Genomic DNA, 26637 nt, shown 5'->3' with positions numbered 1-26637 from the left:
GACTCCGTCGGCACCGTCACTTCACTGCCTTATGGAGTCGATCAAACACGCACAGTGAGTGGCGTCGATCGTCAGAATGACGCCTGCGTATCCCGAAATGCAATGTGCACGGCGGGATTCCCACTTCCGAGTGATTGGCAAGCAAGCCTCTTGGCACGAGACTGAACGCCGGTTACTGCGAAGGGTCCTGGGAATGGCGGGTTCACCGACGGCACGTCGTCGTCGCCTCTCGATCGAGCTGAAGAAGTTGCGCGAGGCCAATGCCCTCACCTGTGCGCAAGTGGGCGCGGCCTTGGACTGGAGCGGCTCCAAGGTCAATCGGATGGAGACGGGGAGCGGCAGGGTCCAGCCGTCCGACATCGATGCGCTGTGCCGCTACTACGAGACCGATGACGAGTTGCGGGAGTTCCTGAAGTCCCTTGCGCGGCAGGCCAAGACACGCGGCTGGTGGCAGGAGCACGGCACAGGAGTGCCCCAGTGGTTCTCCATCTACATCGGCCTGGAGCAGGAGGCCTCCACGTTCCGCCAGTACCAGTGCGAGCTGCTCCCCGGGCTCATGCAGACTCCGGCATACGCGGGCGAACTACACACGACGGGGGCCCATCTGCCGGCCCAGGACATCGAACGGGCCGTGCGCGTACGCATGGAGCGCCAAACCCTGCTGACGCGCCCCGGAGCCCCGGACGCCTGGTTCGTGGTGAACGAGGCATCCCTCAGGAATGTCATCGGCGAACGGGCATTGATGAAAGAACAGCTCGAACGCGTACTGACGGCAGCCGCGTTGCCGAGTGTCACTCTGCAAGTCCTACCGTTCGATTCCGGCACCTACCCGGCCACCGGATCGTTCACCATGCTCGGCTTCCCCGACCAGGAGGATCCGGACATCGTGTACCGGGACGGCATCACCGATGCCGTCTACCTCGAAGGGGAGCATCATGTGCGTGAGTACGTCAGGGCGTTCGATGGATTGCGGGCCGCCGCCTTGAGTCCTCAGCGCTCTACCCAGCTGATCGAGTCCGTCCTTAAGGATTACGCAGGATGAAGATTGCACGGCCTGCCACCGACGCTCCCTCGTCGTGGTTCAAGTCCTCCTACAGCAACGGCGCGGGCGGTGAGTGTGTCGAGTGCGCCCACGCCGTCGACACAGCCCTCGTGCGCGACTCCAAGAAGGCCGAAGGACCCATACTCTCCGTGCGTGTTCACGCTTGGCGTGCCTTCATACGGGATTTGTAGACCGCTGGTGCTCGGCCAACAGGGCAGCGACTGCCGGCACGTCCGCGAAATCCCGCAACCGACCGAGAATGACGCGCAGCCGTTCCATCACTCTCTTTGACGATGTGTCGGAACCAAGGGAGATGACACGCTCGGCTACGGCTGCTGCCTCTTCCGGTTCGTTGGCGTCAGCCAGGGCGACGGCGAGCCAGGACAAGTACAGAGCCATCTCCCGGGCGTGTGTCGCGTCGTAGCCGCCAAGGACTTTCCGGAGCAGCGGCACAGCACGTAAGGGCCGGTGAAGCTCTGTGTAAACGCGTGATTCCATCACCTTGAGTTCACCGGCGTCCACCCAATACAGGTAGACGGGTGACTCGATTCCCTCGTCGTCCTCGCTGAGCGCCTGTTCGGCCTCTCCCAATGCGCGCATGGCTTGTTGTTCGTCGGCTGCGCCCCCGGACTTCGTGTGAGCCCATGCCACACGGTCCAGGTACAGTGCACGAGCTTTCGGGGGTGCTTCGGCGCCAGCGTCGTTTAGGGCAGCACGGGCCAGCGCCAGCCCTTCGGTCTCTCGCCCTGTGTTGCTCATCTGGTAGGCGAGTGATCCGGCGAGATTCCCCGAAAGTGTGTGGTCTTCGGCTTGGTGCGCAGCACTGATCCCCAGCCGGTAGATCCGCTCTGCCTCCTCGTGCTGCCCGGCATCGCTGGCGATCCACCCCGCGATCTGTGCCAACTCACCGATTTGACGGAGAAGTTGCTGCCCTACCTCACCGGTGTGTGAGCTTTCCCGGTACAGCTTCACCGTACGTCTCAAGTCTCTGAGTGCGGGCCGGATCAGGTCTCCCCCCGCGAGCACATCATCAGCAAGCCTGAGCCCGTGCACCCGCTGTTGCAACTCGTTGACGGTGCCCATTCCGATGCGTCGCCCCGTACCGTATTCCAACGGACTCAGCGGGTCCCCTTCGGGCAGGAATTCAGCGAGAGTCGGTACGGCAGGCTCAGTCGGTTTCTGAAGGGCACCGAGAGCGTCCACGTTCACGCCCAGCGCGGTGGCGAGGAACGGCAACCATTCGCGAGGCGTGCGCTTGCCGGTCTCCCACCGGCTGACCTCTTGCCGTCCGACTGGTTCGCCGCATACCCGCGCTGCCTGACAAACCTCACGCGCCAGCCGTGCCTGACTCCACCCCCGCTGTTCGCGTAGGTGCCGAATGTTGGCCCCGATGCTGCTGCCCATGTGCCGATTCTGGCCGACAGCCGGCCTACACGGGGCCACTAGTCGCTGATCGACGCGTAGAAGACGCTTGCTCCAGAGCCGAGCCGACGAAATGCCGGGGTGAGGGCCGCAACAGGAACCTTCGCGCTGTAGGCCCGGGTGCTGATGTCACCGGACCGCCCACCTGCCATCGTCGCCCCGGCCTCCTGAATCACGAGACGACCCCCGCAAGGAGTCCTGTAATGAGCGCTGCCCAAAATGCACTCAAGTTTGCATGGTTGGAGGTCACGGGACTGTGCAATGAGTTCTGCGATCACTGCTATGCGGACTCTTCGCCCAAAGGGACGCACGGCGCCCTGAGCGTTCAGGACTGGTCGCACGTCATTGACCAACTCGCGGACCTCGGAGCACTCGATGTTCAGTTCATCGGTGGCGAACCAACCCTGCATCCGGGCCTTCCGGCTTTGATTCGGCACGCTCATGGCTCAGGACTCTCCGTCGAGGTGTTCTCCAACATGACGCACATCCGGGACGAGCTGTGGGAGACGTTCAAGGAATGCGGGGTCAAACTCGCCACGTCGTACTACTCCGACACAGCGGAGGAGCACGACTCGGTGACCCGGCTCAGGGGTTCACACAGGCGAACGCGGACGAACGTGGAAAAGGCGCTGAGCCTCGACATCCCTCTTCGTGGCGGAGTCGTTGCGGTCCGGGAAGGCCAACGCGTCCGTGAGGCGGCAAGAGACCTGACGATGCTCGGCGTGGGCATGGTGGGCGGTGACAAGACCCGGGCATTCGGACGGGCGAGTAAGGGTGCTGCCCCGACGATCAGCGATCTGTGCGGTCACTGCGCTCACGAGAAATGCGCAATCGGTCCGACCGGTGACGTGTGGCCGTGTGTCCTGGGCCGGTTCCTCACCATCGGAAACGTACTGAGTGCTCCTCTCCCCGAGATTTGGGGTGGAGAACGAATGACAGCGGTTCTCTCGGACATCACTGCCATCCACGGGGAAGGTGCGCAGTCCTGTACTCCGCCTCAGTTCTTGCCCATGTGCGGCCCGTGTGGTCCATGTGTTCCCTCAGTCGGGCACTGTGACCCCAGGGAAACGGACGGCGTCGCTACGATCGGCGTACCGGCCAATCCGTTGCGATGATCAGGAGCCCGCACATGGACGACCACGGAGACGACTTCGGGCCGTGGGGCCGGGAGGGCGGCAACAACGCCGTACAGCGGACCGACGAGGAATGGGCCTCGATTGCGCGTTACGTCCGGCATGCGGCAAACAAGTTGGGGCCACAGCTTCCGTTGTGCCTTCCCGGTGAACCGCAGGAATGTGGGCGGACCGCTCAACAGCATGTGCTGGCCTGGTCTGCGCACCTCAAGGCCGTAGCTCATCACCTCATGGAGTTGTCCACTCCGAGTGAGGCACGAGGCGCATTCGCTGCCGGACCTCTGTATCAGCGGCGATTGGCTGAGTTGAGGAAACAGAGCGCCACTGTTCCTACCGGCCACTGACCCCCGTGCCTACGGCCACCCCTGAGTCCGGGGTGGCCGTAGGTGGGTTTCGGTGGGACCCGCCTGCGAAGTGGCTCTTAGGCCGCGCGCTTCTTGGCAGTGTCGTGCCTCCACGGGCCGTGTAAAGGGCGGCCTGCGGCCGTCGCCTGCGGCGATTGCGCTTCGCTTCACCCTTGACTCGGCCCGCTCCAGCACGGGTGAGAAGCGAGCGCGCGGCCCGGAAAAGCGGGGGCCCGCTGGGTGGGATGCGAGCGGGTTGGTTGGGCTGTGGGGCGGGGTTCGCGGTCGCGTCTCGCCAGCACGCCGGGTTGGGTTAGCGGCTTTCGGTGGGGTGGCCGCGTGGGGGGATGTTGGGCCCCTCGACCCGCGTCTGATCCGCCGCCTTTCCTTTTCGTTCCCTCTCGGTATTGGTGCCCGGAGGGGTGGTGTCCGGTCCGCTCGGGGATGATCTGTCCCATGGGGCACATGGGGCATGAGAAAGGGCGCGGGGCGGACATGGACGACGCCCTGGCGTGGGACGAGCGGTTGGCCTGGGCGTACGGACTGATTTCGAAGAATCCTGCCGAGCGGGCCGTCGCACTCGATCACTTGGCCTCCGCCCAGAAGACGGCGGAGGAGGCTGTGGCGCGCTTCAACACGACGTTGATGTCGCTGCAGGAAGAGGGGGTGGAGGAGCCGTACGAGGTTCCGGCTCTGCGGTCGGCCTGGGAGGAGCGGTTGCGGGCCGCGGCCCGTTCGCTGCCCGACGGTGTGTGGAACAGCCTGGATCACGACGACATCGCCGAGTGGCCGGGGCTGCCCTACGCCCTGCTCTTCCTGGAGTGGGAGGCCCGGTATCCGGACGAGTGGACCCTCGCCGCCAAGGAGTGGGGGACGAAGGAGAAGCTCATCCGGGAGCTGGCCGTGGACTCCGTCGGGCGGGATCCGGTGGCCCGGACCAAGTTGATCGACCTGGTGGAGATCGTCGTGCGGCGGGCCTATCGCTGCAAGGACCGCGAGTACGTGCGCGTGGCCCGGGTCGTCGACGGGCCTCCGCTGCGCGTGCGGCTGGAGGCGGCCCGGCGTTCGGAGAATCCGTGGGCCCGGTTGCACGCCGGGTACGTGCTGTGGCTTCTCGATCGGCCCGACGTGCCGAACAGCCCCATTGTCTGGCGTACCTGGCTGGCGGACGCCCAGCAGTGAGCAGCCGAGCGACGGCAACCTTTCCCTCGTCTGCTGCCACCCCTCTCTGACATCCCCCCATCTCCCTTACAGGGAAGGTCAGATGAGCCGCAACAGCAGCAGACGCAGTAGCAACAGCAGTGGTAGTGGCCGTGGCCAGGTAGGCAGTCGTCGGCGGTTCCTGGTCGGTTCTGCCGGGGTCGTCGGTGGTGGGGCCCTCGGGGTGCTGGGGCTGCCCGGGGCCGCGCACGCCGCCGCCGCGGCGACCGGGACCCTCTACATCGCCAGTGACTCCACCGCCCAGACCTACAGCTCCGGCTACTACCCCCAGGCCGGCTGGGGCCAGAAGCTGTCCTCGTACTTCACGTCGAACATCACCGTCGCCAACCGTGCCATCGGCGGGCGCAGTTCGCGTTCCTTCATCGAGCAGGGGCGGCTGGCCGCGATCCATCAGGTGATCAAGGCCGGCGACTATCTCTTCGTGCAGTTCGGGCACAACGACGCCACCGTGGGCAACGCGGAGCGGTACACCTCCCCCGCCGACTACAAGGAGTACCTGCGCAACGACTACATCCGCGGCACCCGGGCGCGCGGCGCGACACCCGTCGTCGTGACGCCCGTCTCGCGGCGTTCGTACGACGCGACCACCGGGAAGTTCAACGTCTCCTTCCCCGCGTACGTGGATGCCGCGAAGGCGGTCGCGCAGGAGGAGGGCGCTCCACTGGTCGACCTCTCGGCGTCCAGCCGCGCCTATCTCGACGGGATCGGCGTCGAGGCCTCCAAGGGGATCTTCCTGTGGCTGACCGCCGGGCAGTACCCGAACTTCCCGAACGGGGTGCAGGACAACACCCACTTCCAGGAGCGCGGCGCCGTCGAGATGGCCCGCCTCGTCGCCCGCGCGGTGGCGGGGCTGGGGCTGCCGCTGTCGGGAGAGGTGGTCCCGGGCCTCGCCCGATAGGGCGAGTGGGCGAGTGGGCGGGGCGACGGACCGGCGGGCTAGTCTCGGCTGACCGGCGGACGTGGCCGCCTCGGACGTGACCGCCGGACGTGGCCACGTCGGGACTCGACCGTCGGACGCGACAGCAGCAGGAGGCAGTGATGGCGAAGGTACCGGCCGCGGTGGTGGCCGCGAGTGGGCTCATCGGCGGGTACGGGGTCGCCCGCTGGACCCGCAAGCGGCAGCTCGGCGGGGTCGTGCTCGCCGCCGCCGGGGCAGCCGCCGCCCAGCAGTGGCGGCAGCAGGCCGGCGGGCGGGCCGCCGGGGCGCTGACCGCCGCGTATGTGGCCGCCTTCGCCGGATCTCATCCGCTCGCCAAGAAGGTCGGGGCGTGGCCCGCGGTGTTCGGGGCGGCCGGGGCCGTCGCCCTGGCGTCGTGGGCCGTGGCCGACCGGCGGAGCTGAACTGCGGGCTGAATCGCGGGCTGATCTGCGCGGTCGACCTGCGGGCCGACCCGCGGGGCTGGGACCCGGCCCCGCCGCCGCGCCACCCACCCCGGTTCAGCCCTGCCGGGCCCCGCTCAGCCGGGCGTGAGGGGAGTCCGTCGGCCCGGCGAGAACGGTGTCCGTCAGCGGGCCGGAGCCGGTCTCCGCGCCCTCCGGCGCTCCCCGGAACGCCCTCCGGTACGCCTGCGGGCTCGTCCCCACCACCCTCTTGAACCGGTCCCGGAAGGCCGTCGGCGAACCGAACCCCGCCTGCACCGCGATCCGTTCGACGGGGTGGGACGTGTTCTCCAGGAGGTGCTGGGCCCTGCGCACCCGCGCCCGGTGCAGCCACTGCAGCGGCGTCGTGCCAGTCTGTTCGCGGAAACGGCGGTTGAGCGTACGGGCGCTGGTGCCCGCCCGGGTGGCGATGTCGTCCAGCGTCAGATCGCGGCCGGCGTTCTCCTCCAGCCAGTTCAGCAGGGGTTCCATCGTCGTGCCCGCCGGGGCCGGGGGCTGGGTGTGGACGATGAACTGGGCCTGCCCGCCCTCCCGTTCGAGCGGCATGACGGACATCCGGGCCGCGTGGGCGGCGACGGCCGAGCCGTAGTCCTTGCGGATCATGTGCAGGCACATGTCCATCGCCGCGGCGGCGCCCGCCGAGGTGAGGAACTGGCCGTTGTCGACGTAGAGGACGTTGGGGTCGACCGCCACCTCCGGGTGCATCGCCGCCAGGTCCGCTGCGGCGATCCAGTGCGTGGTCGCCCGCTGCCCGTCGAGCAGCCCGGTGGCGGCGAAGATGAACGCGCCGACGCAGATCGAGGCGATGCGCGTACCGTTCGCCGCCGCCGCGCGCAGGGCCTCGGCGACCCCGGGCGGCAGCGGGGAGGTCGGGTCCGTGGTGCCGGGCACGATGATCGTGTCCGCCTCGGCCAGCGCCTCAAGCCCGTACGGCGCCCGCACGGTGAACGCCCCCGCGCTCACCTCCCCGGCCGGCGAGCAGACCTTGATCCGGTAGGGCGCGCGGCCGTCGGGCAGCCGGGCCCAGTTGAAGGTGTCGATCGGGGCGGACAGATCGAACGGGATGACCTGGTCGAGCGCCAGTACGGCCACGGTGTGCATGGCAAAAGCATAGGCAGGCCACGGATTCCGGCCAAGCGGCGGTCAGGGAGCCAGAGCCCCTGTGCGGCGCGCATGCAGGGCTGCGCCACGGCTGGCGAGAATCCGTTGAAGGCTGGCGATACCGCCACTTCCCGAAGATCCGGTACGCCGCCTACCGTCCCCTCGTGACCAAGTTCCTCCTCGTCCTCCATGTCCTCGTCGCGATCGTCGCCGTCGGTCCCGTCACCGTCGCGGCCAGCATGTTCCCGCCCAGCGCCCGGCGGGCCCTCGCCGAGCCGGACGATCCACGGGCCACGGAGACCGTGCGCCTGCTGCACCGGATCTGCCGGGTGTACGCGGGCCTGGGCATCGCCGTTCCCGTCCTCGGCATGGCCACGGCTCTCAGCATGGGCGTGCTCTACGACACCTGGCTGATCGTCTCGATGGTCCTGACCGGGATCGCGGCGGCCGTCCTGCTGGCGCTGGTGCTGCCGCGCCAGGAGGAGATCATCGAAGCGGTGGAGGCGGGGGCCGCGAAGGCACCCGAGGCGGCGGAAGTGCCCGGCGCGGCGGGCACGTCCGCCGCCGGCGCGTCCACGGCGTCCGCCGCGTCCGTCGTGGTCGCCGTGGACCCCCGGGTGACGGTCCGGCTCGCCATGTTCACCGGCATCTTCAATCTGCTCTGGGCCACCGTCACGATCCTCATGATCGTGCGGCCCGGGTCCACGACGGGCGCCTGACGCTCACACCCGCTGCTGGTGCCGGGGCCTGGGCCGGGGATGAGCCTGAGCCTGAGTCCGGGGCTGGTACTGGTACTGGGACTGGGACTGCGGCCGGGACTCGTGGGCGGACACCAGTCCGTCCAGCGACTCCTCCGCGTCCGCCCTGAGCCGCCGGCCCACGGACGTCGCGACGAGCACGCCCGCGGCGATGACGAGTGTGGACGACGCCCAGATCAGCTGCCACGGCCAGCCGGGCACCTCGGCCGGTTCGGGCGGCTCCGGGTGTGTGTGGAACGAGAGGTACATGAGCGCGGCCGGCGGCACCGCCACCAGCAGCAGGGGCCAGGCGAGGGCGTCACGGTGGCCGAAGTAGACGGCCAGCAGGAGCAGCAGCACGGCCAGGGCCACGACTCCGACGACGGTCACCGGCGTCGCCTCCGTGGTCGAACCGGGCGACGCCGGGTGGTCGCGCAGATCCCGGGGGAGGCAGAGGAGGTACGCCGCCGAGGACAGGGCGGCACCCAGCAGGCGGGTCGGCCAGCGTTCCGTCCAGGGGCGCTTCGACAGCGGGCCCAGCAGCTTCTCGGTCATGGGAACAAAGGTCCCTCTGCCGTACACAGGGCCGACAGAGTACGCGTACTCAGTTCCCGCCGGTTCCTCTGAGTCCCGCTCCTCAACCGCCCCCTCCCCCCGCCGCCCGGCGGCTAGGAGGCTTCCGCCGTCGACAGGGGGCTGGCGATGTCCTCCAGGGAACGGCCCTCCGCCCGTACCGCGAGCAGTGCCGCGACGAGGCCCGCCGCGCACATCAGCCCGGCGCCGATCTGGAAGGCGAGGACCGTGTCGCCGACGACCCCCGTGCTGGTCAGCTCCGAGAAGATCAGCGGGCCGCTGATACCGCCCGCCGCGGTGCCGACGGCGTAGAAGAAGGCGATGGCCATCGCGCGGGTCTCCATCGGGAAGATCTCGGAGACCGTCAGATACGCGCTGCTCGCGCCCGCCGAGGCGAAGAACAGGACCACGCACCAGCAGGCGGTCAGGGTGGTCGCGGTCAGCGAGCCCCGGTCGAAGAGCCAGGCCGTGCCGAAGAGCAGGATGCCGGAGAGCAGATACGTGGACGAGATCATGATCCGGCGGCCCACGGTGTCGAAGAACTTGCCGAGGAGCAGCGGGCCGAGGAAGTTGCCGACCGCGATGACGGCGAAGTAGTAACCGGTGTTGCCGGTGGGGACGTCGAAGAACTTGGTGAGGATCGCGCCGAAGCCGAAGGTGATCGCGTTGTAGAGGAACGCCTGCCCGATGAAGAGGGAGAGGCCGAGGACGGCGCGCTTGCGGTACGTCGTGAAGACCGTACGGGCGATCATGCCGAAGCCGATGCTCTTGCGCTGGTGGATGGTGATCTCGCCCGCGGGCGGTGGCAGGTCGCGGCCGGTCTCCTCCTGGATCTGCCGCTCGGCCTCGGTGACCAGGCGTTCCGCCTCGTCGCCCTTGCCGTGGATGAACAGCCATCGCGGGCTTTCGGGGACGTTGCGGCGGACGAGCAGGATCACCAGGCCGAGGACGACACCGAGGAGGAAGGTGAGCCGCCAGCCGACGTTCATCGCGAACAGGTCCGTGTTCAGCGCGACGATCGACAGGAGCGAGCCGGCGATCGCGCCCAGCCAGAAACTGCCGTTGATGATCAGGTCGACGCGGCCGCGGTACTTCGAGGGGATCAGTTCGTCGATCGCCGAGTTGATGGCCGCGTACTCGCCGCCGATGCCGAAGCCGGTGAAGAAACGGAAGAGGAGGAACCACCAGGTGGAGAAGGAGAGCGCCGTCATGGCGGTGGCCGCGAGATAGACGGCCAGGGTGACCATGAACAGCTTGCGGCGGCCGAACTTGTCCGTCAGCCGGCCGAAGAACAGGGCGCCCGCGCAGGCTCCGGCCACGTACAGGGCGGCGGCGATGCCGGTGACCTGGGCGGCCGAGATGGGCAGTCCGCTGCCTTCCTCGGAGAGCCGGCCGGCGATGTTGCCGACGACGGTGACTTCGAGGCCGTCCAGGATCCAGACCGTGCCGAGCCCGATGACGATGGTCCAGTGCCAGCGGGACCAGGGCAGGCGGTCCAGTCGGGCGGGCACGGCGGTGGTGACGGCTCCGGTTTCCGCGGACCCTGCATCGGTGACGGCCATGGCACCCCTCCTTGCGGCTCGGGAACATCTCCCCGAGTTCCCCGATCCACGGAGCTCTCACCTGACCGGTGGGGGGCGCTCTGCGGGTTGCGCGTCGGCTGCGGGCCGGTGGGGGCCGTTCGCGCAGTTCCCCGCGCCCCTTAAAAGCTTGTGCTTCGGCCGCGGGTCGGTGGGGGTTGCCCGCGCCGTTCCCCGCGCCCCTAAAGGGGCGCAGCCCCTCCAAAGGGGCGCGGGGAACGGCGCAATCTTTTGCCTTTAGGGGCGCGGGGAACTGCGCGACCAGCCACGACGCACCCGCGGACGACGAACAACCCGCGGAAGCGAACCCGTCACGCCCCCAGCGCCTTGGACACCGCATAGATGAGCAGGCCCGCCAGCGAGCCGACAACCGTGCCGTTGATCCGGATGAACTGCAGATCCCGCCCGATGTGCGCCTCGATCTTCCGAGACGTATGCTCCGCGTCCCACCCGGCGACCGTCTCGGTGATGAGCGAGGTGATCTCGTCCCGGTACGTCGTCACGACGTACACCGCCGCCCCCTCGACCCACCCGTCGACCTTGCCCTGCAGCCGCGCGTCGGTCGCCATCCGCGTCCCGAGCGACAGCAGCGACGCCCGCACCCGCAGGCGCAGCTCACTGCGCTCGTCCTCTGCCGCGGACACGATCATCTGCCGTACGGAGGACCAGGCGGACGCGATCAGGTCCTGGACCTCGCCCCGGCCGAGGACCTCGCGCTTGAGGTTCTCCACCCGCGCCCGCGTGTCCGTGTCGGACTGCAGGTCGGAGGCGAAGTCGGTGAGGAACCGGTCGAGGGCGCCCCGCGCCGGATGGGCCGGCATGTCGCGCATCTCGGTGACGAACCGCAGCAGCTCCTTGTAGACGCGCTCCCCGACCCGCTTGTCGACGAACCGCGGGGTCCAGCCGGGGGCGCCGCCCTGTACGGCGTCCATCACCTGGTCGTTGTGGAGGACGAGCCAGTCGTGGGCGCGTACGCAGATCAGGTCGACGACCCGCCGGTGGCCGCCGTCCGCGACGACCTTCTCCAGCGTCTTCCCTATGCCGGGGGCGATCTCCTGGGCGTCGGCCCGCCGGTTGATGGCCTCGCCGACGACGGCCTGCACGTCCGAGTCGCGGAGCACCGCGAGGGCTCCCCTGAGCGCGGTGGCCAGCTCGTCGGTCACCCGGTCGGCGTGCTCGGGCAGGGCCAGCCAGGTACCGAGCCGGCTGCCGATGCCGACGGCGCGCAGCCGCTGCCGTACGACGTCCTGCGAGAGGAAGTTCTCGCCCACGAACTCGCCCAGCGACACGCCGAGCTGGTCCTTCTTGGTCGGGATGATCGCGGTGTGCGGGATGGGCAGGCCCATCGGCCGCCGGAACAGTGCGGTGACGGCGAACCAGTCGGCGAGCGCGCCCACCATGCCGGCCTCGGCGGCGGCGGCCACGTAACCCGTCCAGGCGCCCGCGCCGGAGTTCCCGGCCCACTTGGCGAGTACGTAGACGAGAGCGACGAACAGCAGCAGTCCGGTCGCCATGAGTTTCATGCGGCGGACACCGCGGAACTTCTCCTCGTCGGCGGGGCTGAACGAGTTCATCGCCCGGTTCGGCGCGGCACGGTCGGGCCCTGCGGCTCCCGTGGCTCCCGCGGCTCCCGCGGCTCCCGGGGCGGACCCCTCGGTCCCGATGGCGCTCGCGGGGTTCGTGGGGTTCGCCACACCGTCGGCGCGGGAAGGCTGCCCTTCCGGACCCGTTTCCCCTGTTTCGTCCTCTTTCGTTCGTTCCATCCGCTCCATCCGTTCCCGGTCCCCCATAACGCATTGTTCCAACCTGACCGACTCCTGGAACGGAACAGGAGTTCCCCGCGTCTGTCCGGGCGGGGGATTTCACCGGGACACCGGCGTCCTGGGGTGTCCCGAGGGGTCCTGTCGGGTTCCTCCCACGCCATGCCTCATCATGGGGTCATCACACCGGAGCTCCGGGCTCCCACTTTTCCGAGGAGATACGCACCGCATGACCAAGCGTCACGGTTATGCCTTGCTGGCCGCGATCGTCGCTGTGATCGTCGCCATTTCGACCGCCATATACGTCGGAGTCGCCGCCGACGACGGCGGGGAGACCACCGCGGTCGTCGGTGGCCGGACCCCGCACAACTCGGCGGCCCCCGCGTCCGTCGGCACCTGGGTGGGCGCCTGGTCGGCGTCCCCCGCCGGATCGGAGCCGGGCACCGAGGCGAACGGCATGGCGGGCCGCTCCGTACGCAACGTGGTGCACGTCGGCGTCGGCGGCACCGCGGCCCGGATCACCCTGTCCAACCTCTACGGGCAGCAGCCGCTGAACATCACGCACGCCTCGGTCGCCGTCGCGGCCACCGCGAACAACGCCACCGCCGCCGCCGACACCATGCGGCGCCTCACCTTCGGGGGCCGTCCCTCGGTGGTGGTGCCCGCCGGGCAGCAGGTCGTCAGCGACGCCGTACGGCTGCTGGTCCCGCACGGCAGCGACGTGCTGGTGACCACGTACTCGCCGACCCCGTCCGGACCCGTCACCTACCACCCGCAGGCGCGGCAGATCTCGTACACCGCGGAGGGCGACCGTACGGAGGACGTCAGCGGGGTCGCGTACACCGGGCAGACGCCCTACTGGCGGTATCTGACCGCGCTGGACGTGCTGAGCAACGAGTCGCAGGGCACGGTCGTCGTCATCGGCGACTCGCTCACCGACGGCGTGACCTCCACCGTGGGCGAGAACCGGCGCTGGACCGACGTCCTCGGCGAGCGACTGCACGCGGACGGCTCGGACGGGCCCCGCTACAGCGTGGTCAACCAGGGGATCAGCGGCAACCGCGTCCTGGCGAGCGGGCTCGGGCGGCCCGCCGAGAACCCGAGCGGGCTGACCCGCTTCGACCGTGACGTGCTCGGCCGCACCAACGTCAAGGCGGTCGTGATCGCCCTCGGCGTCAACGACATCCTGCGGACGCCCAACCAGACCGACGCGAACCGGATCACCGCGGGGTTGCGTGAACTGAAGCGGCAGGCGCATGCGCGGGGGCTGCGGGTCGTGGGGGCCACGCTCATGCCGTTCCAGGGGCATCGGGGGTACCGGGCGCATCTGGAGGACACGCGGCAGGCGGTCAACGCGCAGATCCGGGCGGGGAAGGTCTTCGACGACTACGCCGACTTCGACGAGGCGTTGCGTGATCCGTACAACCCTCGGCGGCTGCGGTCCGACTACGACTCGGGGGATCATCTGCACCCGAGCGACCGGGGCTACAAGCGCATGGCGGAGATCTTCGACGTCAACACACTGAAGGGCTCGGCCCCGGCCCAGCTTTAGCCCTGCCGGGCGGGGCTTGTACGTAGACCGCGCCCCGGTGGGGGCTGATCGCGCAGTTCCCCGCGCCCCTTGAAAGCTTGTGCTTCGGCCGCGGGCCGGTGGGGGTGGGCCGCGCAGTTCCCCGCGCCCCTTAAAGGCTTCGACTGCGGGTCGGTGGGGGTTGCTCGCGCCGTTCCCCGCGCCCCTGAAGGGGCGCAGCCCCTCCTAGGGGCGCGGGGAACTGCGCAGTCTTTTGGCTTTTAGGGGCGCGGGGAACTGCGCGGCCAGCCACGACGCACCCGCAGACGACGAACAACCCGCGGAAGCGAAGGGGGCCATGAGGGGGCACCCACTCTCAGTCCAGGCCCGCCTCCAGTTCGTCCCGCCGCGCGGCCTTGCGTTCAAGCTTCTCCCGCCGCCGCTCCTCCCGGAGGCGAAGCCGCTCAGCCTTCGAAAGCTTCCGCTCCACCCCCACCCCGCCCCAGAACGCGAACCCGGTCACGACGACCCGCGGAGCGCCCGGCGCCCCCGCCACGCCCTCCTGGCCGTGGTCGAACCCGCCCATGATCCCGATCCCGCGGACCACGACCTCGACCCCCGGCGGGACCACGACGTTCAACCCGCCCATGACGGCGACGCAATTGACCACGACCTCGCCGTCCGCGAAGTTCGCCTCGCGCAGGTCCACGACTCCACCGCCCCAGAACGCGAAGCAGTTGAACCGTTTCGGCACGGTCCAGCGCCCCCTGCGCTCGAACCCCGACATGACCGCGACGCCCCACCGGGACGTGCCCTCACCACCGACGATCCGGCTCGACCAGTTCCCCGTACCGACGGCGCCCGCGGGCCGCTTGACCATCGACACGGCGGGAGCGGGGGCCGGGACGCCCGCCGCGGGCAGATCCCGGGTGATCGGCTCCAACTCCCCGTACGTACGCGCCTTGTACGTGGCGTCCAGCCGCTCCTCGAACTCCGCCATGTCCAGGCGGCCCTCGGCGAGGGCGTCCCTCAGCACTTCGGCGACCTGTTCGCGGTCGGCGTCGGAGGCGCGCAACTCGGGGAGTGAGGCGGAAGGTTCGGCCGGGAGTTCGTCCGTCATGGACAGCAGCCTACGAGGTTGCCTTCCCCGCGTACATGCGGCTGATGACCGCCTCGATGTCGGGTTCCCGCACCGACAGGTCGACCAGCGGATACTCCGCCGCGATCCGCGCCACCAGCGGCGCCGCCGACTGCGCCGCCGGGAAGGCGAGCCACTGCCGGGGCCCCTCGACCTTCACCACCCGCGCCGACTCCACGTCGATGGGCGGGAGTTCGCGCTCCAGGTCCACGACCAGGGTCCGCTCGCTCTCGCCGATCTCGTGCAGCCCGGTCAGCGCACCGTCGTACATCAGGCGTCCGTGGTCGATGACCATCACCCGCCGGCACAACTGCTCGATGTCGGAGAGGTCGTGGGTCGTGAGAAGCACGGTCGTGCCGCGCTCCGCGTTGAGGTTCCGCAGGAATTCCCGCACCCGCACCTTGCTGACCACGTCGAGCCCGATCGTCGGCTCGTCCAGGTACAGCACCTCGGGGTCGTGCAGCAGCGCCGCCGCGATGTCCCCGCGCATCCGCTGCCCGAGCGAGAGCTGCCGTACGGGCACGTCCAGCAGTTCGCCCAGTTCGAGGAGTTCGACGCACCGGTCGAGGTTCTCCGCGTACCGGGCGTCGGGAATCCGGTACATGCGGTGCATCAGCCGGTACGAGTCGATGAGCGGGAGGTCCCACCACAGGGTGGTCCGCTGCCCGAAGACCACGCCGATGCGCTGCGCGAGCCGGGTGCGTTCACGGGAGGGGTCGATGCCCGCGACGCGCAGGCGCCCGCCGCTGGGTGTGAGGATGCCGGTGAGCATCTTGATGGTGGTGGACTTCCCCGCGCCGTTCGGCCCGATGTAGCCGACCATCTCACCGCGCGACACGGTGAAGGAGATCGAGTCGACCGCCCGCACCTGCCGCCGCTCGCTGCGCAGGAAGCCGGTCTTCTTGCGTACGTCGAAGACCTTCTCCACGCCGTCGAGGCTGATGAAGTCGGAGTCCGGGTCCGAGTCGGTCACGCCGGTGTCCGCGTGAGTGGATTTCATGTGCGGTCAACTCCCCGTGCTGCGGTACGAACGAAGGCCCGCCCGCCATGCGAGCCCCGAGAGCCCGCAGCAGGCGAGGGCCACGAGTGGCGGCAGGAACGCCGTCCACTGCGGCAGGTCGAGCGGATACGGCAGCCCGAGCACGTACAGCGCGGGCAGCCAGTTGACGAAGGCCAGCGGCAGCACGAAGGTCACCCCGCGCACCAGGTCCTTCGCGAAGACGGTCGGCGGATACTGCAGCAGCGTGGTGCCGCCGTACGTGAACGAGTTCTGCACCTGGGACGCGTCCTGCGCCACGAACTGGAAGGCCCCGCCCGCCACGAACACCGACGAGAAGATGGCGGCCCCGCTGACCACCATCACCGGCATCAGCAGCACCTTCGCCGGGGTCCAGTCGATGTCGACCACGGCGAGCGCGTACCCGAGGACCAGCAGCCCCTGGGTGATCCGGCCCAGCCGCCGCAGCGCGAACCGGTCGGCGGCGACCTGCGCGAGCACCGGCGCGGGGCGTACGAGCAGGGTGTCGAGCGTGCCGTCCCGCACCCGCTGCCCGAGCCGGTCCATCGAGCCGAGCGTCAGGTCGGCGACGCCGAACGCCGCGGTGGACAGCCCGTACAGGAACGCGACCTCGCCGAGCGAGTAGCCGCCGAGCTGGTCGACGCGCGAGAACATCAGCAGGATCGCGACGAAGTCGAGCACGGTCCCGGCGAAGTTGCCGAAGAGGGTCATCGCGAAGGACGCGCGGTACGCCATCGTCGAGCGGATCCACATCCAGGCGATCAGCCGGTAGGCCCGCAACCCGTCCACCAGCCGCGATGCGTACGTCGGCGCGGACCCGAAGCCGTTGTCGGGCCCGGGGCCGGAGCCCGTACCGCTGCCCGAGCCGGTACCGCCGCCGGAGCCGGTCTTCTCCCTCAGGTCAGCCACCCTGGACCACCACCCTCCGTGTCGCCGCCGACTGGACCAGACGGCCCAGCGCCAGCAGCCCGACGGCCCAGGCGGCCTGGAAGGCGTACGTCCGCAGCAGCGCGAGACCCGTGCGCTCGCCCAGCAGCACGTCCGCCGGGGCCTGGATCAGCGCGGACCAGGGCAGTACGCGGGCCAGTTCGCCGAGCGCGCCCGGGAAGACGTTCAGCGGCAGGGTCATCCCGGAGAAGAACAGTCCCGCCAGGACGGCCAGTTGCTGCACCCCCGCCCCGTCCATGAACCAGAAAGCCGCCAGCGCCACGAGGTAGCGGATCGCGTAACTCACCAGGACCCCCAGCGCCACGGCGACGAGGAACGCCAGCCAGGTCCCGGCGTCCGCCGGCAGCGCGAGCTGGAACACGAGCCCGCCGAACACCATCGGCACCACCCCGCGCCCCAGCAGCTGGAACGCGGCCCGTCCCGCGTCCGCCGCCAGCCACCACGCCTGGAGGTCCGCGGGCCGGTAGAGGTCGATCGCGATGTCACCCGTACGGATTCTCTCGATCAGCTCGTCCTCGAAGCCGCCGCCCATCACCGCGACCACCGCCAGCAGCCCCTGCCCCACCCACACGTACGTCACCGCCTGGGCCTGGTCGTACCCGCCGAGCCCGGGCCTCTCGTCCCACAGCGCGATGTACGTGTACGCCAGGATCAGCCCGAAGACCGTGTTGGTGAACACGCCCGCGGCGGTGGCCACCCGATAGGTCGCGTACCGCCGGAACCCGCCCGCCGCGACGGCCCAGTACAACCTCCACGCCCGCACCACGAACCCTCTCCAGCCGTTCTGAGCCAAAGCGCTGGAGCCTAGTCCGGGGTCGGCGCCGCGTGCCAGGCATTTTCTCCTGGGACGCGTGCCACACACTGGGAACGATTCGCCGGATGGGACAGTCTTCAAGGGAGGGCGCAGCAGGCGTACGAGGGCGTACCAGACGTACGACGTGAAACGGGAGCACGGCACAAGATGAACGACCAGCCGCAGCCGCAGCAGCCGAGCGAGGGCTGGGCACCACGAGATCCCGACTCCGCCCCGGCGGGCGCGTCGGACACACCGGGCGCGTCGAGCGCGTCGGGCGCGTCGAGCACACCGGGTAAGCCGAGTGAGCCGGGTAAGCCGGGTAAGCCGAGTGAGCCGGCCGCACCGGCCGCACCGGGCGGGTCGCCTGACGACCGGGACGCACCGGACGACCCCGCCGGCCCGGGCCCGCGCGACGACGCGACCGTCGCGCTGACGGCCGCGTCCGTCGACGCGGACGCCGCGCCCGGTGAGCGGCCCGACGAGCCCGTCGAGCCCGGTAAGTCCAAGAAGGCCAAGAAGGCCAAGCGGCCCAAGCGCACCGGCTGGAAGCGGCTGATCCCGACCTGGCGGATGGTGCTCGGCACGTTCGTCGGCGTGATCCTGCTGCTCGTCGGCGCGTTCGCGCTCGGCTACTACCTGGTGAAGATCCCGTCGGCGAACGCGACCGCGATCAAGCAGAGCAACGTCTACCTGTACGCGGACGGCAGCCAGCTCGCCCGCGACGGCGAGGTCAACCGCGAGAACGTGGACCTGTCGCTGATCTCCAAGGACGCCCAGCACGCGGTGCTCGCCGCCGAGGACCGCGACTTCTACACCGAGTCCGCGGTCGACCCCAAGGCAATGCTCCGCGCCGGCTGGAACACCGCGACCGGCAAGGGCAAGCAGTCCGGCTCGACGATCACCCAGCAGTACGTGAAGAACTACTACCTGGCTCAGGAGCAGACGGTCACGCGGAAGGTGAAGGAGTTCTTCATCTCCATCAAGCTGGACCGGGAGAAGAGCAAGGACGACATCCTTGAGGGCTACCTCAACACCAGCTACTTCGGCCGCAACGCGTACGGCATCCAGGCCGCGGCCCAGGCCTACTACGGCGTCGACGCCAAGGGCCTGTCGGCCGGGCAGGGCGCCTACCTGGCGGCGCTCCTGAACGCGCCGAGCGAGTACGACGTGGTCGCGCACCCCGAGAACAAGCCGGCCGCGCTGGCCCGCTGGAACTACGTGCTCGACGGCATGGTCAAGAAGAAGTGGATCAGCGCGTCGGAGCGGGCCGACGTCGAGTTCCCCGCGCCCAAGGAGACGGTGGTCGCGGCCGGGATGTCGGGCCAGCGCGGCTACATCGTCAAGGCCGTCAACGACTACCTCGCCGACAACAAGATCCTCGGCGAGGACGCGCTGAACGCGGGCGGCTACCGCATCACGACCACCCTGCAGAAGCCCAAGCAGGACGCCTTCGTGAAGGCCGTCGACGACCAGGTGATGGACGAACTCGACAAGAAGAACCGCAAGGTCGACAACTACGTCCGCGCGGGCGGCGCCTCCATCGACCCGAAGACCGGCAAGGTCCTCGCGATGTACGGCGGCATCGACTACACGAAGCAGTACTACAACAACGCCACGCGCCGGGACTACCAGGTCGGCTCCATCTTCAAGCCGTTCGTGTTCACCTCGGCCGTGCAGAACGACTCGGTCACCCAGGACGGCCGCACGATCACCCCGAACACCGTCTACGACGGCACGAACAAGCGGCCCGTGCAGGGCTGGGACGGCGGCACGTACGCCCCGGAGAACGAGGACCAGGTCTCGTACGGCCAGATCCCGGTCCGTACCGCCACCGACAAGTCCGTGAACTCGGTGTACGCGCAGATGGCCGTGGACGTCGGCTCCGCGAAGGTCGAGCAGACCGCCGTCGACCTCGGCATCCCGGCCGACACCCCCGACCTGAACGCGTCCCCGTCCATCGCGCTCGGCACAGCCACCGCGAGCGTCCTCGACATGGCGGAGGCGTACGCGACGCTCGCCAACCACGGCAAGCACGGCACGTACACGATGATCGAGAAGGTCACCAAGGACGGCTCCGAGGACGTGAAGCTGCCGGACAAGGCGACCGAGCAGGCCGTCAGCCGGGAGTCCGCCGACACGACGACCTCGATCCTGCAGAGCGTCGTCGAGGGCGGCACCGGTACGGCCGCGCAGGCCGCCGGGCGTCCCGTGGCGGGCAAGACGGGCACCGCGGAGGACGACAAGGCGGCCTGGTTCGCGGGCTACACCCCGAACCTCGCCACGGTCGTCGCCGTGATGGGCCAGGACCCCGACAGCGGCGAGCACAAGTCGCTGTACGGGGCGCTCGGGCAGGCCCGTATCAACGGCGGCGGGTACCCGGCGCAGATCTGGGCCCAGTACACGAAGGCCGCGCTGAAGGGGGTCGCGGTCAAGGACTTCGACCTGGACCTCCAGGACGGCGCCGAGGAGCAGGAGCTCCCGCCGGCCGACCCCGACGAGGACGCGACCACCACGGGCGGCACCACCACCGACGGCGGTACGACCACCGGAGGCGAGGAGACCCCGGACACCCAGGGCCAGGACAACGGCGGCACCACCGACGACGGGGGCACCACCGACACCGGGGGTACGACCACCGACGGCGGTGGCACCACCACGGGCGGCGGTACCACCGGCACCGGCGGCACGACGACCGACGGCGGCGCGACCACGGACGGCGGCACGGGCGGCACCACCGGGGACGGCGGCGCGACGACGGACGGCGGCACGGGCGGCACCACCGGGGACGGCGGGGTCGGGAGCACGGGGACGACGTTCGGGGACTTCCCGTAGCCCCGGCGTCCCACGAGGGGGTCGGGCGGAGGCTAGTGGCCGGAGGTCGCCTTCAGCCCGACCACGGCCACCAGCAGCAGACAGACGAAGAAGATCCGGGCGGCGGTCGTCGGTTCACCGAGCACCGCCATGCCGTACACCGCCGCCCCGGCCGCGCCGATGCCCACCCAGACGCCGTACGCGGTACCGATGGGCAGCGTCTTCGCCGCGTACGACAGCAGCAGCATGCTGGCGACGATGCCGGCACCGGTGAGCACGCTGGGCACGAGCCGCGTGAACCCGTCGGTGTACTTCATACCGACCGACCAGCCGACTTCGAGCAGACCGGCGACGATCAGCAGGACCCAGGCCATGAGGCACCTCCGTGAAGGAATCAACAGGGGTGCGTCGTCTTTGCCTGCCCGGTACGGCGCGTCTCGTCGGGTTGCTTCCAAGGTAGCAAGGAGCAGGCAGAAGGGGCTGGTGACGATGGTCACCAGCCCCTTCCGACGTTTCCGTGACCCGGCCGTCCTTACAGATAGAGCCCGGTGGAGTCCTCGGACCCCTCGAACCGGTCCGCGGCGACGGCGTGCAGATCCCGCTCGCGCATCAGCACGTACGCGGTTCCGCGCACCTCGACCTCGGCGCGGTCCTCCGGGTCGTACAGCACCCGGTCGCCCGGCTCCACCGTCCGTACGTTCTGCCCGACCGCCACGACCTCGGCCCAGGCGAGCCGCCGGCCCACCGCGGCGGTCGCGGGGATCAGGATGCCGCCACCGGACCGGCGCTCGCCCTCGGCGGCGTCCTGCCGCACGAGCACACGGTCGTGCAGCATCCGGATGGGCAGCTTGTCGTGCTGGCTGCTGGGCTCAGTCCTCTTGGCGCTCACGGTCCGAATTTACCTGCCTTCGCGCCGGTCGTACGCGGGTGGGGTGCGGAAGGCTTCGGCCCGGTTCAACGCCTGCGGCGCCTGGTGCCCAGGGTGAGCAGTCCGACGACGCCGACCACCACGAGGGCCACGGGCACGATGCGGTCCAGCCGCGGCGCCCCGTCCTCCGTGACGAACTGGCCCTTCACATCGTCGACGACGCGGTTGACGCCGACGTAGGCGCGTCCGAGGGTGTGGTCGACGCTGGACGCCACCTTGGCCTTGGCGTCCCCGACGATGGTCTTCGGGTGCACCCGGACCCCGATCTCGTCGAGCGTCTCGGCGAGGGTTTCGCGACGGCGTTTGATGTCCGCCTCGATCTGCGCCGGAGTCCTGGTGTCCGGCGTGCTCGACGTGTCCGACACGCGCTGCCTCCGTAATCGTGGTCGTTTCTTCCCGTGGCCGGTCCATGGCCGGTTCCTGTCGGCCCTGCACCTGATCGACAGTCTGTCAGCTTCGCCCTCCGCGCACCGCCCGGCACCCCCATTACGCTCGGTTCCGTATCCACCACCTCGCAAGGAGACCGAACCGAGATGAGCGAGCGACTCCAGCCCGGCGACACCGCCCCCGCCTTCACCCTGCCCGACGCCGACGGCAACGAGGTGTCCCTTGCCGACCACAAGGGCCGCAAGGTCATCGTGTACTTCTACCCGTCGGCCCTCACCCCGGGCTGCACCAAGCAGGCCTGCGACTTCACCGACAACCTGGACCTGCTCGCGGGCGCCGGCTACGACGTCATCGGCGTCTCCCCCGACAAGCCGGAGAAACTCGCCAAGTTCCGCGAGCAGGAGAACCTGAAGGTCACCCTGGTCGCCGACCCGGACAAGAAGGTCCTGGACGCGTACGGCGCCTTCGGCGAGAAGAAGAACTACGGCAAGACCTACATGGGCGTCATCCGCTCCACGATCGTGGTGGACGAGAAGGGCAAGGTGGAACGGGCCCTGTACAACGTCCGAGCGACCGGCCACGTCGCCAAGATCATCAAGGACCTGGAGATCTGACGTCCCGGATCCGAGGTCACGGATCCGAGGTCCAGGAGCACCCGCTCCTCCGTACCGGCCCGCCCCGCGAAAGCGGCGCGGGCCGTTCCGCATTCCGGACGTGACCATCCGATAAGCGATTCGTTACTCCGTACGAGGCCGCGAACAGACGGCCGGAACGGAGGGGATCATGGCGGCCAGCCCGTACACCAAGGAGCGGCTGGAGGAGGCAGCGAGGTCGTCGCGGACGCTGTCGGAGGCCCTGGGGAGGTTGGGGGTGGATCCGAGGAGCGGGACACGACGGTACGTACACGCGCGCATGAAGAAGTTGGGGGTGGACACTTCGCACTTCGAGCGCGAGGGAGCGCGGTGGACCAGAGAAATCCTCGAAACCGCGGTCTCCGCCTCGACGAACATGTGTGAAGTGCTGCGCCGGCTCGGCCTTGAGGTCGTCGGCGGACATCACACCCACATCAGCCGCAGGGTGAGGGCCTTCGGTATCGATACCTCACACTTCCAGGCACCGTCCCGGCGAGGAGAGACCAGACGCCCCCGAACACCGGAAGCCTTGCTCGTCGAGCAGACGGGCGCTCATGTCCGGCGCATCCCGAGCAACCGCCTTCGACGGGCGATGACGGCTACGGGAGTACGGGAGTGTTGCGCACGCTGCGGTACGGGTCCGGTCTGGCGCGGACGCCCGCTCCCCTTGGAGGTCGACCACATCGACGGCGACTGGCGTGACAACCGCATCGGGAATCTTCGCTTCCTCTGCCCCAACTGCCACTCCACGACGGACGGTTACCGAGGTCGCTCCAAAGGGCGCGCAAAGGGCGACGTCCGGTGAGCAATCGCGTGCAGTACACCCGTGAGCGTTTGGCCCAGGCCGCCGAACAGTGCTCGGACATCGATGAGGTCATCGCCTTCTTCGGCACCAAGCCGTACGGCAAGCTCGGCCTTCACCTCTACAGACGATTCGAGCACTTCGAGATCGACATCTCGCACTTCCCCCGCAGACGCCGACGCGGTTCCCACGATCTGCCGAGCGAGAGCGAACTGCGACAAGCCGTCGCGCAGTCCATATCCATCGCGGGAGTTCTTCGCGCCCTGAGGTGCCCGGACAACTCGCGACTGCGCACACTGCTTCCCCGGTTGACCGACGAATACGGCATCGACACCTCGCATTTCCTCGGACAGGCCCACCAACGCGGGAAGCCCGGGCCGACACCCCTGAAACGACCGGAGGACCTGCTCGTCAAGCACAGCGGCGGGCGCCGCACGAGGACGTCACTCCTGCGCCGGGCGCTGCTCGAATCCGGCGTACCGGAGGAATGCGCCGAGTGTGGGACCGGCCCGGAATGGCTCGGCGATCCGATGACACTGGAGATCGATCACATCAGTGGCGACTGGGCCGACGACCGCGCTGAGAACCTCCGTCTGCTGTGCCCGAACTGTCATTCGGTCACCAGCACTTGGTGCCGAGGAGGCCGGCGGCGACACCTGTAGTCGGCCTCTCCTCACCAGCAGTCGGCCTCGGCCAGTAGAGTAGGACACGGTTCTTGCGCCCGTACGCCAAGGGCTGAGCGGCGATCTTTAGGTGGTCGTGTCTGTCGGTTCGAATCCGACCGGGCGCACCGAGGACGAAGGCCCGGCCCGCACCTCGCGGGCCGGGCCTTCGTCACGTCGAGCCCTCACTCCGGTCTCTCCAGGCCGTCGCTCTGTCAGCCCAGCAGTTCCGTCACCGCCGGTACCAGGCCTCTGAAGGCCTTGCCGCGGTGGCTGATCGCGTTCTTCTCGTCTGGGGTCAGTTCCGCGCAGGTGCGGGTGTCGCCGTCGGGCTGGAGGATCGGGTCGTAGCCGAAGCCGTGGGTGCCGGCGGGTGTGTGGCGCAGGGTGCCGCGCAGCCGGCCCTCGACCACGCGCTCGGTGCCGTCGGGCAGGGCGAGGGCGGCGGCGCAGGCGAAGTGGGCGGCCCGGTGTCCGTCGGCGATGTCGCCGAGCTGGGCGAGGAGGAGGTCGAGGTTGGCGCGGTCGTCGCCGTGGGTGCCGGACCAGCGGGCGGAGAAGATGCCGGGGGCGCCGCCGAGGACGTCGACGCACAGGCCGGAGTCGTCGGCGACGGCCGGGAGTCCGGTGGCCCGGGCGAGGGCGTGGGCCTTGAGGAGCGCGTTCTCGGCGAAGGTGACGCCGGTCTCCTTGACGTCGGGGATCTCCGGGTAGGCGTCGGCGCCGACGAGTTCGTGGGGCAGATCCGCCGCGGCGAGGATCGCCCTCAGCTCGGTGATCTTTCCGGGGTTGCGGGTGGCGAGGATCAGGCGGGTCATGGTGCTCACCCTAGCCAGGTGGACGGCGCTGTTCGCGTGCCGCCCGTGATCGTTCGCCGCCCGCGGGGCCGGCCGGTGCCGCTACGGGGTGCAGACCTTGGTCAGTTCGCCCGCCGCGTCGGTGACGGGGCTGATGTCCGGGGTCGCGTCGCCCTCGTTGATGGAGTCGCGGACGTTGCCGACGGCCTTCTGGAGGTCGTCGACGGCCTTGTTGATGTCGGTGTCGTCGGTCTTGTCGCCGATGGTGTCGAGGTTCTTGTCGATCGAGTCGAGTGCCTCGTCGGCCTTCGTCGGGTCGTCGCCCGCGTTCTCCACGGCCTGCTGGAGGTCGGTGACGCTGTCGGCGATCGTGTCGGCGGTCTGGACGCAGTCGAGCGCCTTGTTGACTGCGTCGCAGCCGGTGGTGAGCCCGGCCGTCAGCGCGACGGCTGCCACTGCTGCGGCGACGGCGGTGATACGGCGTGGTCGGCGGCGGCTCGCGGCCATGGAACGGTCCTCCCGTGTCAGGCCCCCGAGGGCCCCGTTTCGTAGGCCTCAGGGCCCCCGTTTGGTACTGGCCGGGCGAGACGGTGGTGTGCCGTTCGCCCGCACCTTTAGGGACGCGACCGTCGGTGCCGTGGTTGCCCGCGACCTGCGACCTTCTTGGGACGCCCTTTACCTTTCGAGGACCGTATCAAGTGCCGTGCGCTGGGCGACAGTGAGTTCCGTGCAGCCCAGAACGGCCAGATCCAGAAGGGAGTTGAGTTCGTCGCGGTCGAACGGCTCGGCCTCGGCGGTGCCCTGGACCTCGACGAAGCGGCCGTCACCGGTGCAGACGACGTTCATGTCGGTGTCGGCGCGGACGTCCTCCTCGTAGCAGAGGTCGAGAAGGGGGATGCCGCCGACGATGCCGACGGAGACGGCGCTGACCGTTCCGGTGAGGGGCTGCCGGTTGGCCTTGATGAGCTTCTTGCCCTGGGCCCAGGTGACGGCGTCGGCGAGGGCGACGTACGCGCCGGTGATGGCGGCGGTGCGGGTGCCTCCGTCGGCCTGGAGGACGTCGCAGTCCAGGACGATGGTGTTCTCGCCGAGCGCCTTGTAGTCGATGACCGCGCGCAGGGAACGGCCGATGAGCCGGCTGATCTCGTGGGTACGGCCGCCGATCTTGCCGCGGACGGACTCGCGGTCGCCGCGGGAGTTGGTGGCGCGGGGAAGCATGGAGTACTCGGCGGTCACCCAGCCTTCGCCGCTGCCCTTGCGCCAGCGCGGGACGCCTTCGGTGACGGAGGCGGTGCAGAAGACCTTCGTGTCGCCGAAGGAGACGAGGACGGAGCCCTCGGCGTGCTTGCTCCAGCCGCGTTCGATGGTGATCGGGCGGAGCTGTTCGGGCGTGCGGCCGTCGATGCGAGACATGGCGAAGAGCCTAGTCGTATACGGGTGAGGGGCCGCCCCCGTCCACGGAAGCGGCCCCTCGACCGGGTGGGACCTCGACGTGCGTCCCGGCAGTTACATCATGTCTTCGATGTCGGCGGCGATCGGGTCGGCGTCGGTGCCGATGACGACCTGGATCGCGGTGCCCATCTTGACGACGCCGTGGGCGCCCGCGGCCTTCAGGGCGGCCTCGTCGACCTTGCTCGGGTCGACGACCTCGGTGCGCAGCCGGGTGATGCAGCCCTCGACCTCTTCGATGTTCTCGATGCCACCGAGCCCGGCGACGATCTTCTCAGCCTTGCTGGCCATGTACTTCTCCCTGATCCGAACCGCTTTGTCGCAGCGCTTTGTCGCAGTAACCCACAGTTGGCCCATCTTCGCGAGCGGCCACGTCGCCTCTGCCGAATGATGACGATCACGACAGCGAGAACCGTTCGCACATCGTTCGCTGACTGGTCTACACCAGTTTTCAGCGGCCGCCAAA

General features: G+C 69.3%; 28 protein-coding genes, 1 tRNA gene and 1 riboswitch. Of the genes, 13 read left to right on the top strand and 16 right to left on the bottom strand.

Translation table 11 applies throughout. The annotated features are described in order from the left end of the window. Positions 1-193 precede the first annotated feature (193 nt). Both J8N05_RS11140 and J8N05_RS11135 read left to right on the top strand, forming a co-directional pair. A complete protein-coding gene (locus tag J8N05_RS11140; protein ID WP_210882289.1) occupies positions 194-1042 on the top strand; it encodes a helix-turn-helix domain-containing protein in 849 nt (282 codons plus the stop codon). Further along, on the top strand, positions 1039-1233 hold the full coding sequence (locus J8N05_RS11135) for a DUF397 domain-containing protein (RefSeq protein ID WP_210882287.1): 195 nt from the start codon (positions 1039-1041) through the stop codon (positions 1231-1233). Before J8N05_RS11140 ends, J8N05_RS11135 begins: the two co-directional genes overlap by 4 nt. Here J8N05_RS11135 and J8N05_RS11130 read toward each other — a convergent pair. Further along, positions 1217-2446, bottom strand: a complete 1230-nt coding sequence (locus J8N05_RS11130) for a helix-turn-helix transcriptional regulator (protein ID WP_210882286.1) — start codon at positions 2444-2446, stop codon at positions 1217-1219. The two genes, J8N05_RS11135 and J8N05_RS11130, sit on opposite strands and share 17 nt — an antisense overlap. A gap of 221 nt (positions 2447-2667) precedes the next feature. Between J8N05_RS11130 and J8N05_RS11125 the strand changes: the two genes are divergently transcribed. From J8N05_RS11125 to J8N05_RS11110, 4 genes are all read left to right on the top strand, one after another. Next, complete coding sequence (locus J8N05_RS11125) at positions 2668-3579, top strand: radical SAM protein (RefSeq protein ID WP_210882285.1); 912 nt, start codon at positions 2668-2670, stop codon at positions 3577-3579. An 827-nt stretch (positions 3580-4406) separates the two neighbouring features. After that, entirely contained in the window at positions 4407-5123 is a 717-nt protein-coding gene (locus J8N05_RS11120) for a hypothetical protein (protein WP_210882283.1), read from the top strand. Between the two features lie 82 nt (positions 5124-5205). Continuing rightward, a complete protein-coding gene (locus J8N05_RS11115; protein WP_210882281.1) occupies positions 5206-6060 on the top strand; it encodes a rhamnogalacturonan acetylesterase in 855 nt (284 codons plus the stop codon). Between the two features lie 140 nt (positions 6061-6200). Beyond that, positions 6201-6503, top strand: coding sequence for a hypothetical protein (locus J8N05_RS11110; protein ID WP_210882280.1), 303 nt, complete (start codon positions 6201-6203; stop codon positions 6501-6503). Positions 6504-6599: 96 nt separating this feature from the next. Here the strand turns inward: J8N05_RS11110 and J8N05_RS11105 are convergent, their stop codons facing one another. Continuing rightward, positions 6600-7643, bottom strand: a complete 1044-nt coding sequence (locus J8N05_RS11105) for a GlxA family transcriptional regulator (RefSeq protein ID WP_210882279.1) — start codon at positions 7641-7643, stop codon at positions 6600-6602. A gap of 164 nt (positions 7644-7807) precedes the next feature. Between J8N05_RS11105 and J8N05_RS11100 the strand changes: the two genes are divergently transcribed. Continuing rightward, on the top strand, positions 7808-8362 hold the full coding sequence (locus J8N05_RS11100) for a protease (protein WP_210882278.1): 555 nt from the start codon (positions 7808-7810) through the stop codon (positions 8360-8362). A 3-nt stretch (positions 8363-8365) separates the two neighbouring features. Here J8N05_RS11100 and J8N05_RS11095 read toward each other — a convergent pair whose 3' ends face one another. The 3 genes from J8N05_RS11095 to J8N05_RS11085 all read right to left on the bottom strand — a co-directional run bounded on the left by J8N05_RS11095 (position 8366) and on the right by J8N05_RS11085 (position 12305). Continuing rightward, positions 8366-8935, bottom strand: a complete 570-nt coding sequence (locus J8N05_RS11095) for a hypothetical protein (protein WP_247706232.1) — start codon at positions 8933-8935, stop codon at positions 8366-8368. 113 nt (positions 8936-9048) lie between these two features. Further along, positions 9049-10515, bottom strand: a complete 1467-nt coding sequence (locus J8N05_RS11090) for an MFS transporter (RefSeq protein ID WP_210882277.1) — start codon at positions 10513-10515, stop codon at positions 9049-9051. A 329-nt stretch (positions 10516-10844) separates the two neighbouring features. Continuing rightward, positions 10845-12305 carry a DUF445 domain-containing protein gene (locus J8N05_RS11085; protein WP_247706699.1) on the bottom strand — a complete coding sequence of 487 codons (1461 nt, stop codon included), beginning with the start codon at positions 12303-12305 and terminating at the stop codon, positions 10845-10847. Between the two features lie 217 nt (positions 12306-12522). On the opposite strand from J8N05_RS11085, the gene J8N05_RS11080 reads away from it, so the two are divergent. After that, positions 12523-13845, top strand: coding sequence for an SGNH/GDSL hydrolase family protein (locus J8N05_RS11080; protein ID WP_210882275.1), 1323 nt, complete (start codon positions 12523-12525; stop codon positions 13843-13845). Between the two features lie 334 nt (positions 13846-14179). On the opposite strand, the gene J8N05_RS11075 is transcribed toward J8N05_RS11080, so the two are convergent. From J8N05_RS11075 to J8N05_RS11060, 4 genes are read right to left on the bottom strand one after another with little or no spacing between them, the layout of a single operon-like run. Beyond that, a complete protein-coding gene (locus tag J8N05_RS11075) occupies positions 14180-14923 on the bottom strand; it encodes a DUF1707 SHOCT-like domain-containing protein (protein ID WP_210882273.1) in 744 nt (247 codons plus the stop codon). Between the two features lie 10 nt (positions 14924-14933). Next, positions 14934-15941 carry an ABC transporter ATP-binding protein gene (locus J8N05_RS11070; protein WP_210882272.1) on the bottom strand — a complete coding sequence of 336 codons (1008 nt, stop codon included), beginning with the start codon at positions 15939-15941 and terminating at the stop codon, positions 14934-14936. A gap of 6 nt (positions 15942-15947) precedes the next feature. Then, entirely contained in the window at positions 15948-16859 is a 912-nt protein-coding gene (locus J8N05_RS11065; protein ID WP_383949454.1) for an ABC transporter permease, read from the bottom strand. A 1-nt stretch (position 16860) separates the two neighbouring features. Beyond that, complete coding sequence (locus J8N05_RS11060; RefSeq protein ID WP_247706231.1) at positions 16861-17700, bottom strand: ABC transporter permease; 840 nt, start codon at positions 17698-17700, stop codon at positions 16861-16863. Between the two features lie 168 nt (positions 17701-17868). Here J8N05_RS11060 and J8N05_RS11055 point away from each other — a divergent pair, with 168 nt between their 5' ends. Further along, on the top strand, positions 17869-20535 hold the full coding sequence (locus tag J8N05_RS11055) for a transglycosylase domain-containing protein (RefSeq protein ID WP_247706230.1): 2667 nt from the start codon (positions 17869-17871) through the stop codon (positions 20533-20535). Positions 20536-20567: 32 nt separating this feature from the next. Here the strand turns inward: J8N05_RS11055 and J8N05_RS11050 are convergent, their stop codons facing one another. From J8N05_RS11050 to J8N05_RS11040, 3 genes are all read right to left on the bottom strand, one after another. Beyond that, the gene (locus J8N05_RS11050; RefSeq protein ID WP_210882271.1) at positions 20568-20888 is read right to left on the bottom strand and encodes a DMT family transporter; all 321 of its coding nucleotides are present in this window, start codon (positions 20886-20888) and stop codon (positions 20568-20570) included. A 28-nt stretch (positions 20889-20916) separates the two neighbouring features. Continuing rightward, positions 20917-20980, bottom strand: a riboswitch (guanidine-III (ykkC-III) riboswitch). 66 nt (positions 20981-21046) lie between these two features. Further along, entirely contained in the window at positions 21047-21403 is a 357-nt protein-coding gene (locus J8N05_RS11045) for a GroES family chaperonin (RefSeq protein WP_107015997.1), read from the bottom strand. A gap of 65 nt (positions 21404-21468) precedes the next feature. After that, a complete protein-coding gene (locus tag J8N05_RS11040) occupies positions 21469-21807 on the bottom strand; it encodes a DUF3618 domain-containing protein (protein ID WP_210882270.1) in 339 nt (112 codons plus the stop codon). Positions 21808-21975: 168 nt separating this feature from the next. Here J8N05_RS11040 and bcp point away from each other — a divergent pair, with 168 nt between their 5' ends. From bcp to J8N05_RS11020, 4 genes are all read left to right on the top strand, one after another. After that, positions 21976-22443 carry a thioredoxin-dependent thiol peroxidase gene (gene bcp, locus J8N05_RS11035; protein ID WP_210882268.1) on the top strand — a complete coding sequence of 156 codons (468 nt, stop codon included), beginning with the start codon at positions 21976-21978 and terminating at the stop codon, positions 22441-22443. Positions 22444-22612: 169 nt separating this feature from the next. Next, entirely contained in the window at positions 22613-23266 is a 654-nt protein-coding gene (locus J8N05_RS11030) for an HNH endonuclease signature motif containing protein (RefSeq protein WP_210882266.1), read from the top strand. After that, complete coding sequence (locus J8N05_RS11025; protein WP_210882264.1) at positions 23263-23925, top strand: HNH endonuclease; 663 nt, start codon at positions 23263-23265, stop codon at positions 23923-23925. The genes J8N05_RS11030 and J8N05_RS11025 overlap by 4 nt, the downstream gene beginning before the upstream one ends. Positions 23926-23980: 55 nt before the next feature. Further along, positions 23981-24053 (top strand) — tRNA-Leu (locus tag J8N05_RS11020). Between the two features lie 87 nt (positions 24054-24140). Here the strand turns inward: J8N05_RS11020 and rdgB are convergent. The 4 genes from rdgB to J8N05_RS11000 form a co-directional block, all read right to left on the bottom strand. Next, positions 24141-24743, bottom strand: a complete 603-nt coding sequence (rdgB, locus tag J8N05_RS11015) for an RdgB/HAM1 family non-canonical purine NTP pyrophosphatase (protein WP_210882262.1) — start codon at positions 24741-24743, stop codon at positions 24141-24143. An 81-nt stretch (positions 24744-24824) separates the two neighbouring features. Continuing rightward, positions 24825-25229, bottom strand: a complete 405-nt coding sequence (locus J8N05_RS11010; protein ID WP_210882260.1) for a hypothetical protein — start codon at positions 25227-25229, stop codon at positions 24825-24827. Between the two features lie 168 nt (positions 25230-25397). Next, positions 25398-26135: a ribonuclease PH gene (gene rph / locus J8N05_RS11005; protein ID WP_210882258.1), complete on the bottom strand. Its 738-nt coding sequence runs from the start codon at positions 26133-26135 to the stop codon at positions 25398-25400. A 93-nt stretch (positions 26136-26228) separates the two neighbouring features. Continuing rightward, the gene (locus J8N05_RS11000; protein WP_210882256.1) at positions 26229-26528 is read right to left on the bottom strand and encodes a glucose PTS transporter subunit EIIB; all 300 of its coding nucleotides are present in this window, start codon (positions 26526-26528) and stop codon (positions 26229-26231) included. Positions 26529-26637: the final 109 nt, after the last annotated feature.

The organism is Streptomyces liliiviolaceus (assembly GCF_018070025.1).
Lineage (GTDB): Bacteria > Actinomycetota > Actinomycetes > Streptomycetales > Streptomycetaceae > Streptomyces > Streptomyces liliiviolaceus.
Note: the sequence above shows the minus strand (reverse complement) of the source record. Positions and strands in the feature narration are given on the sequence as shown.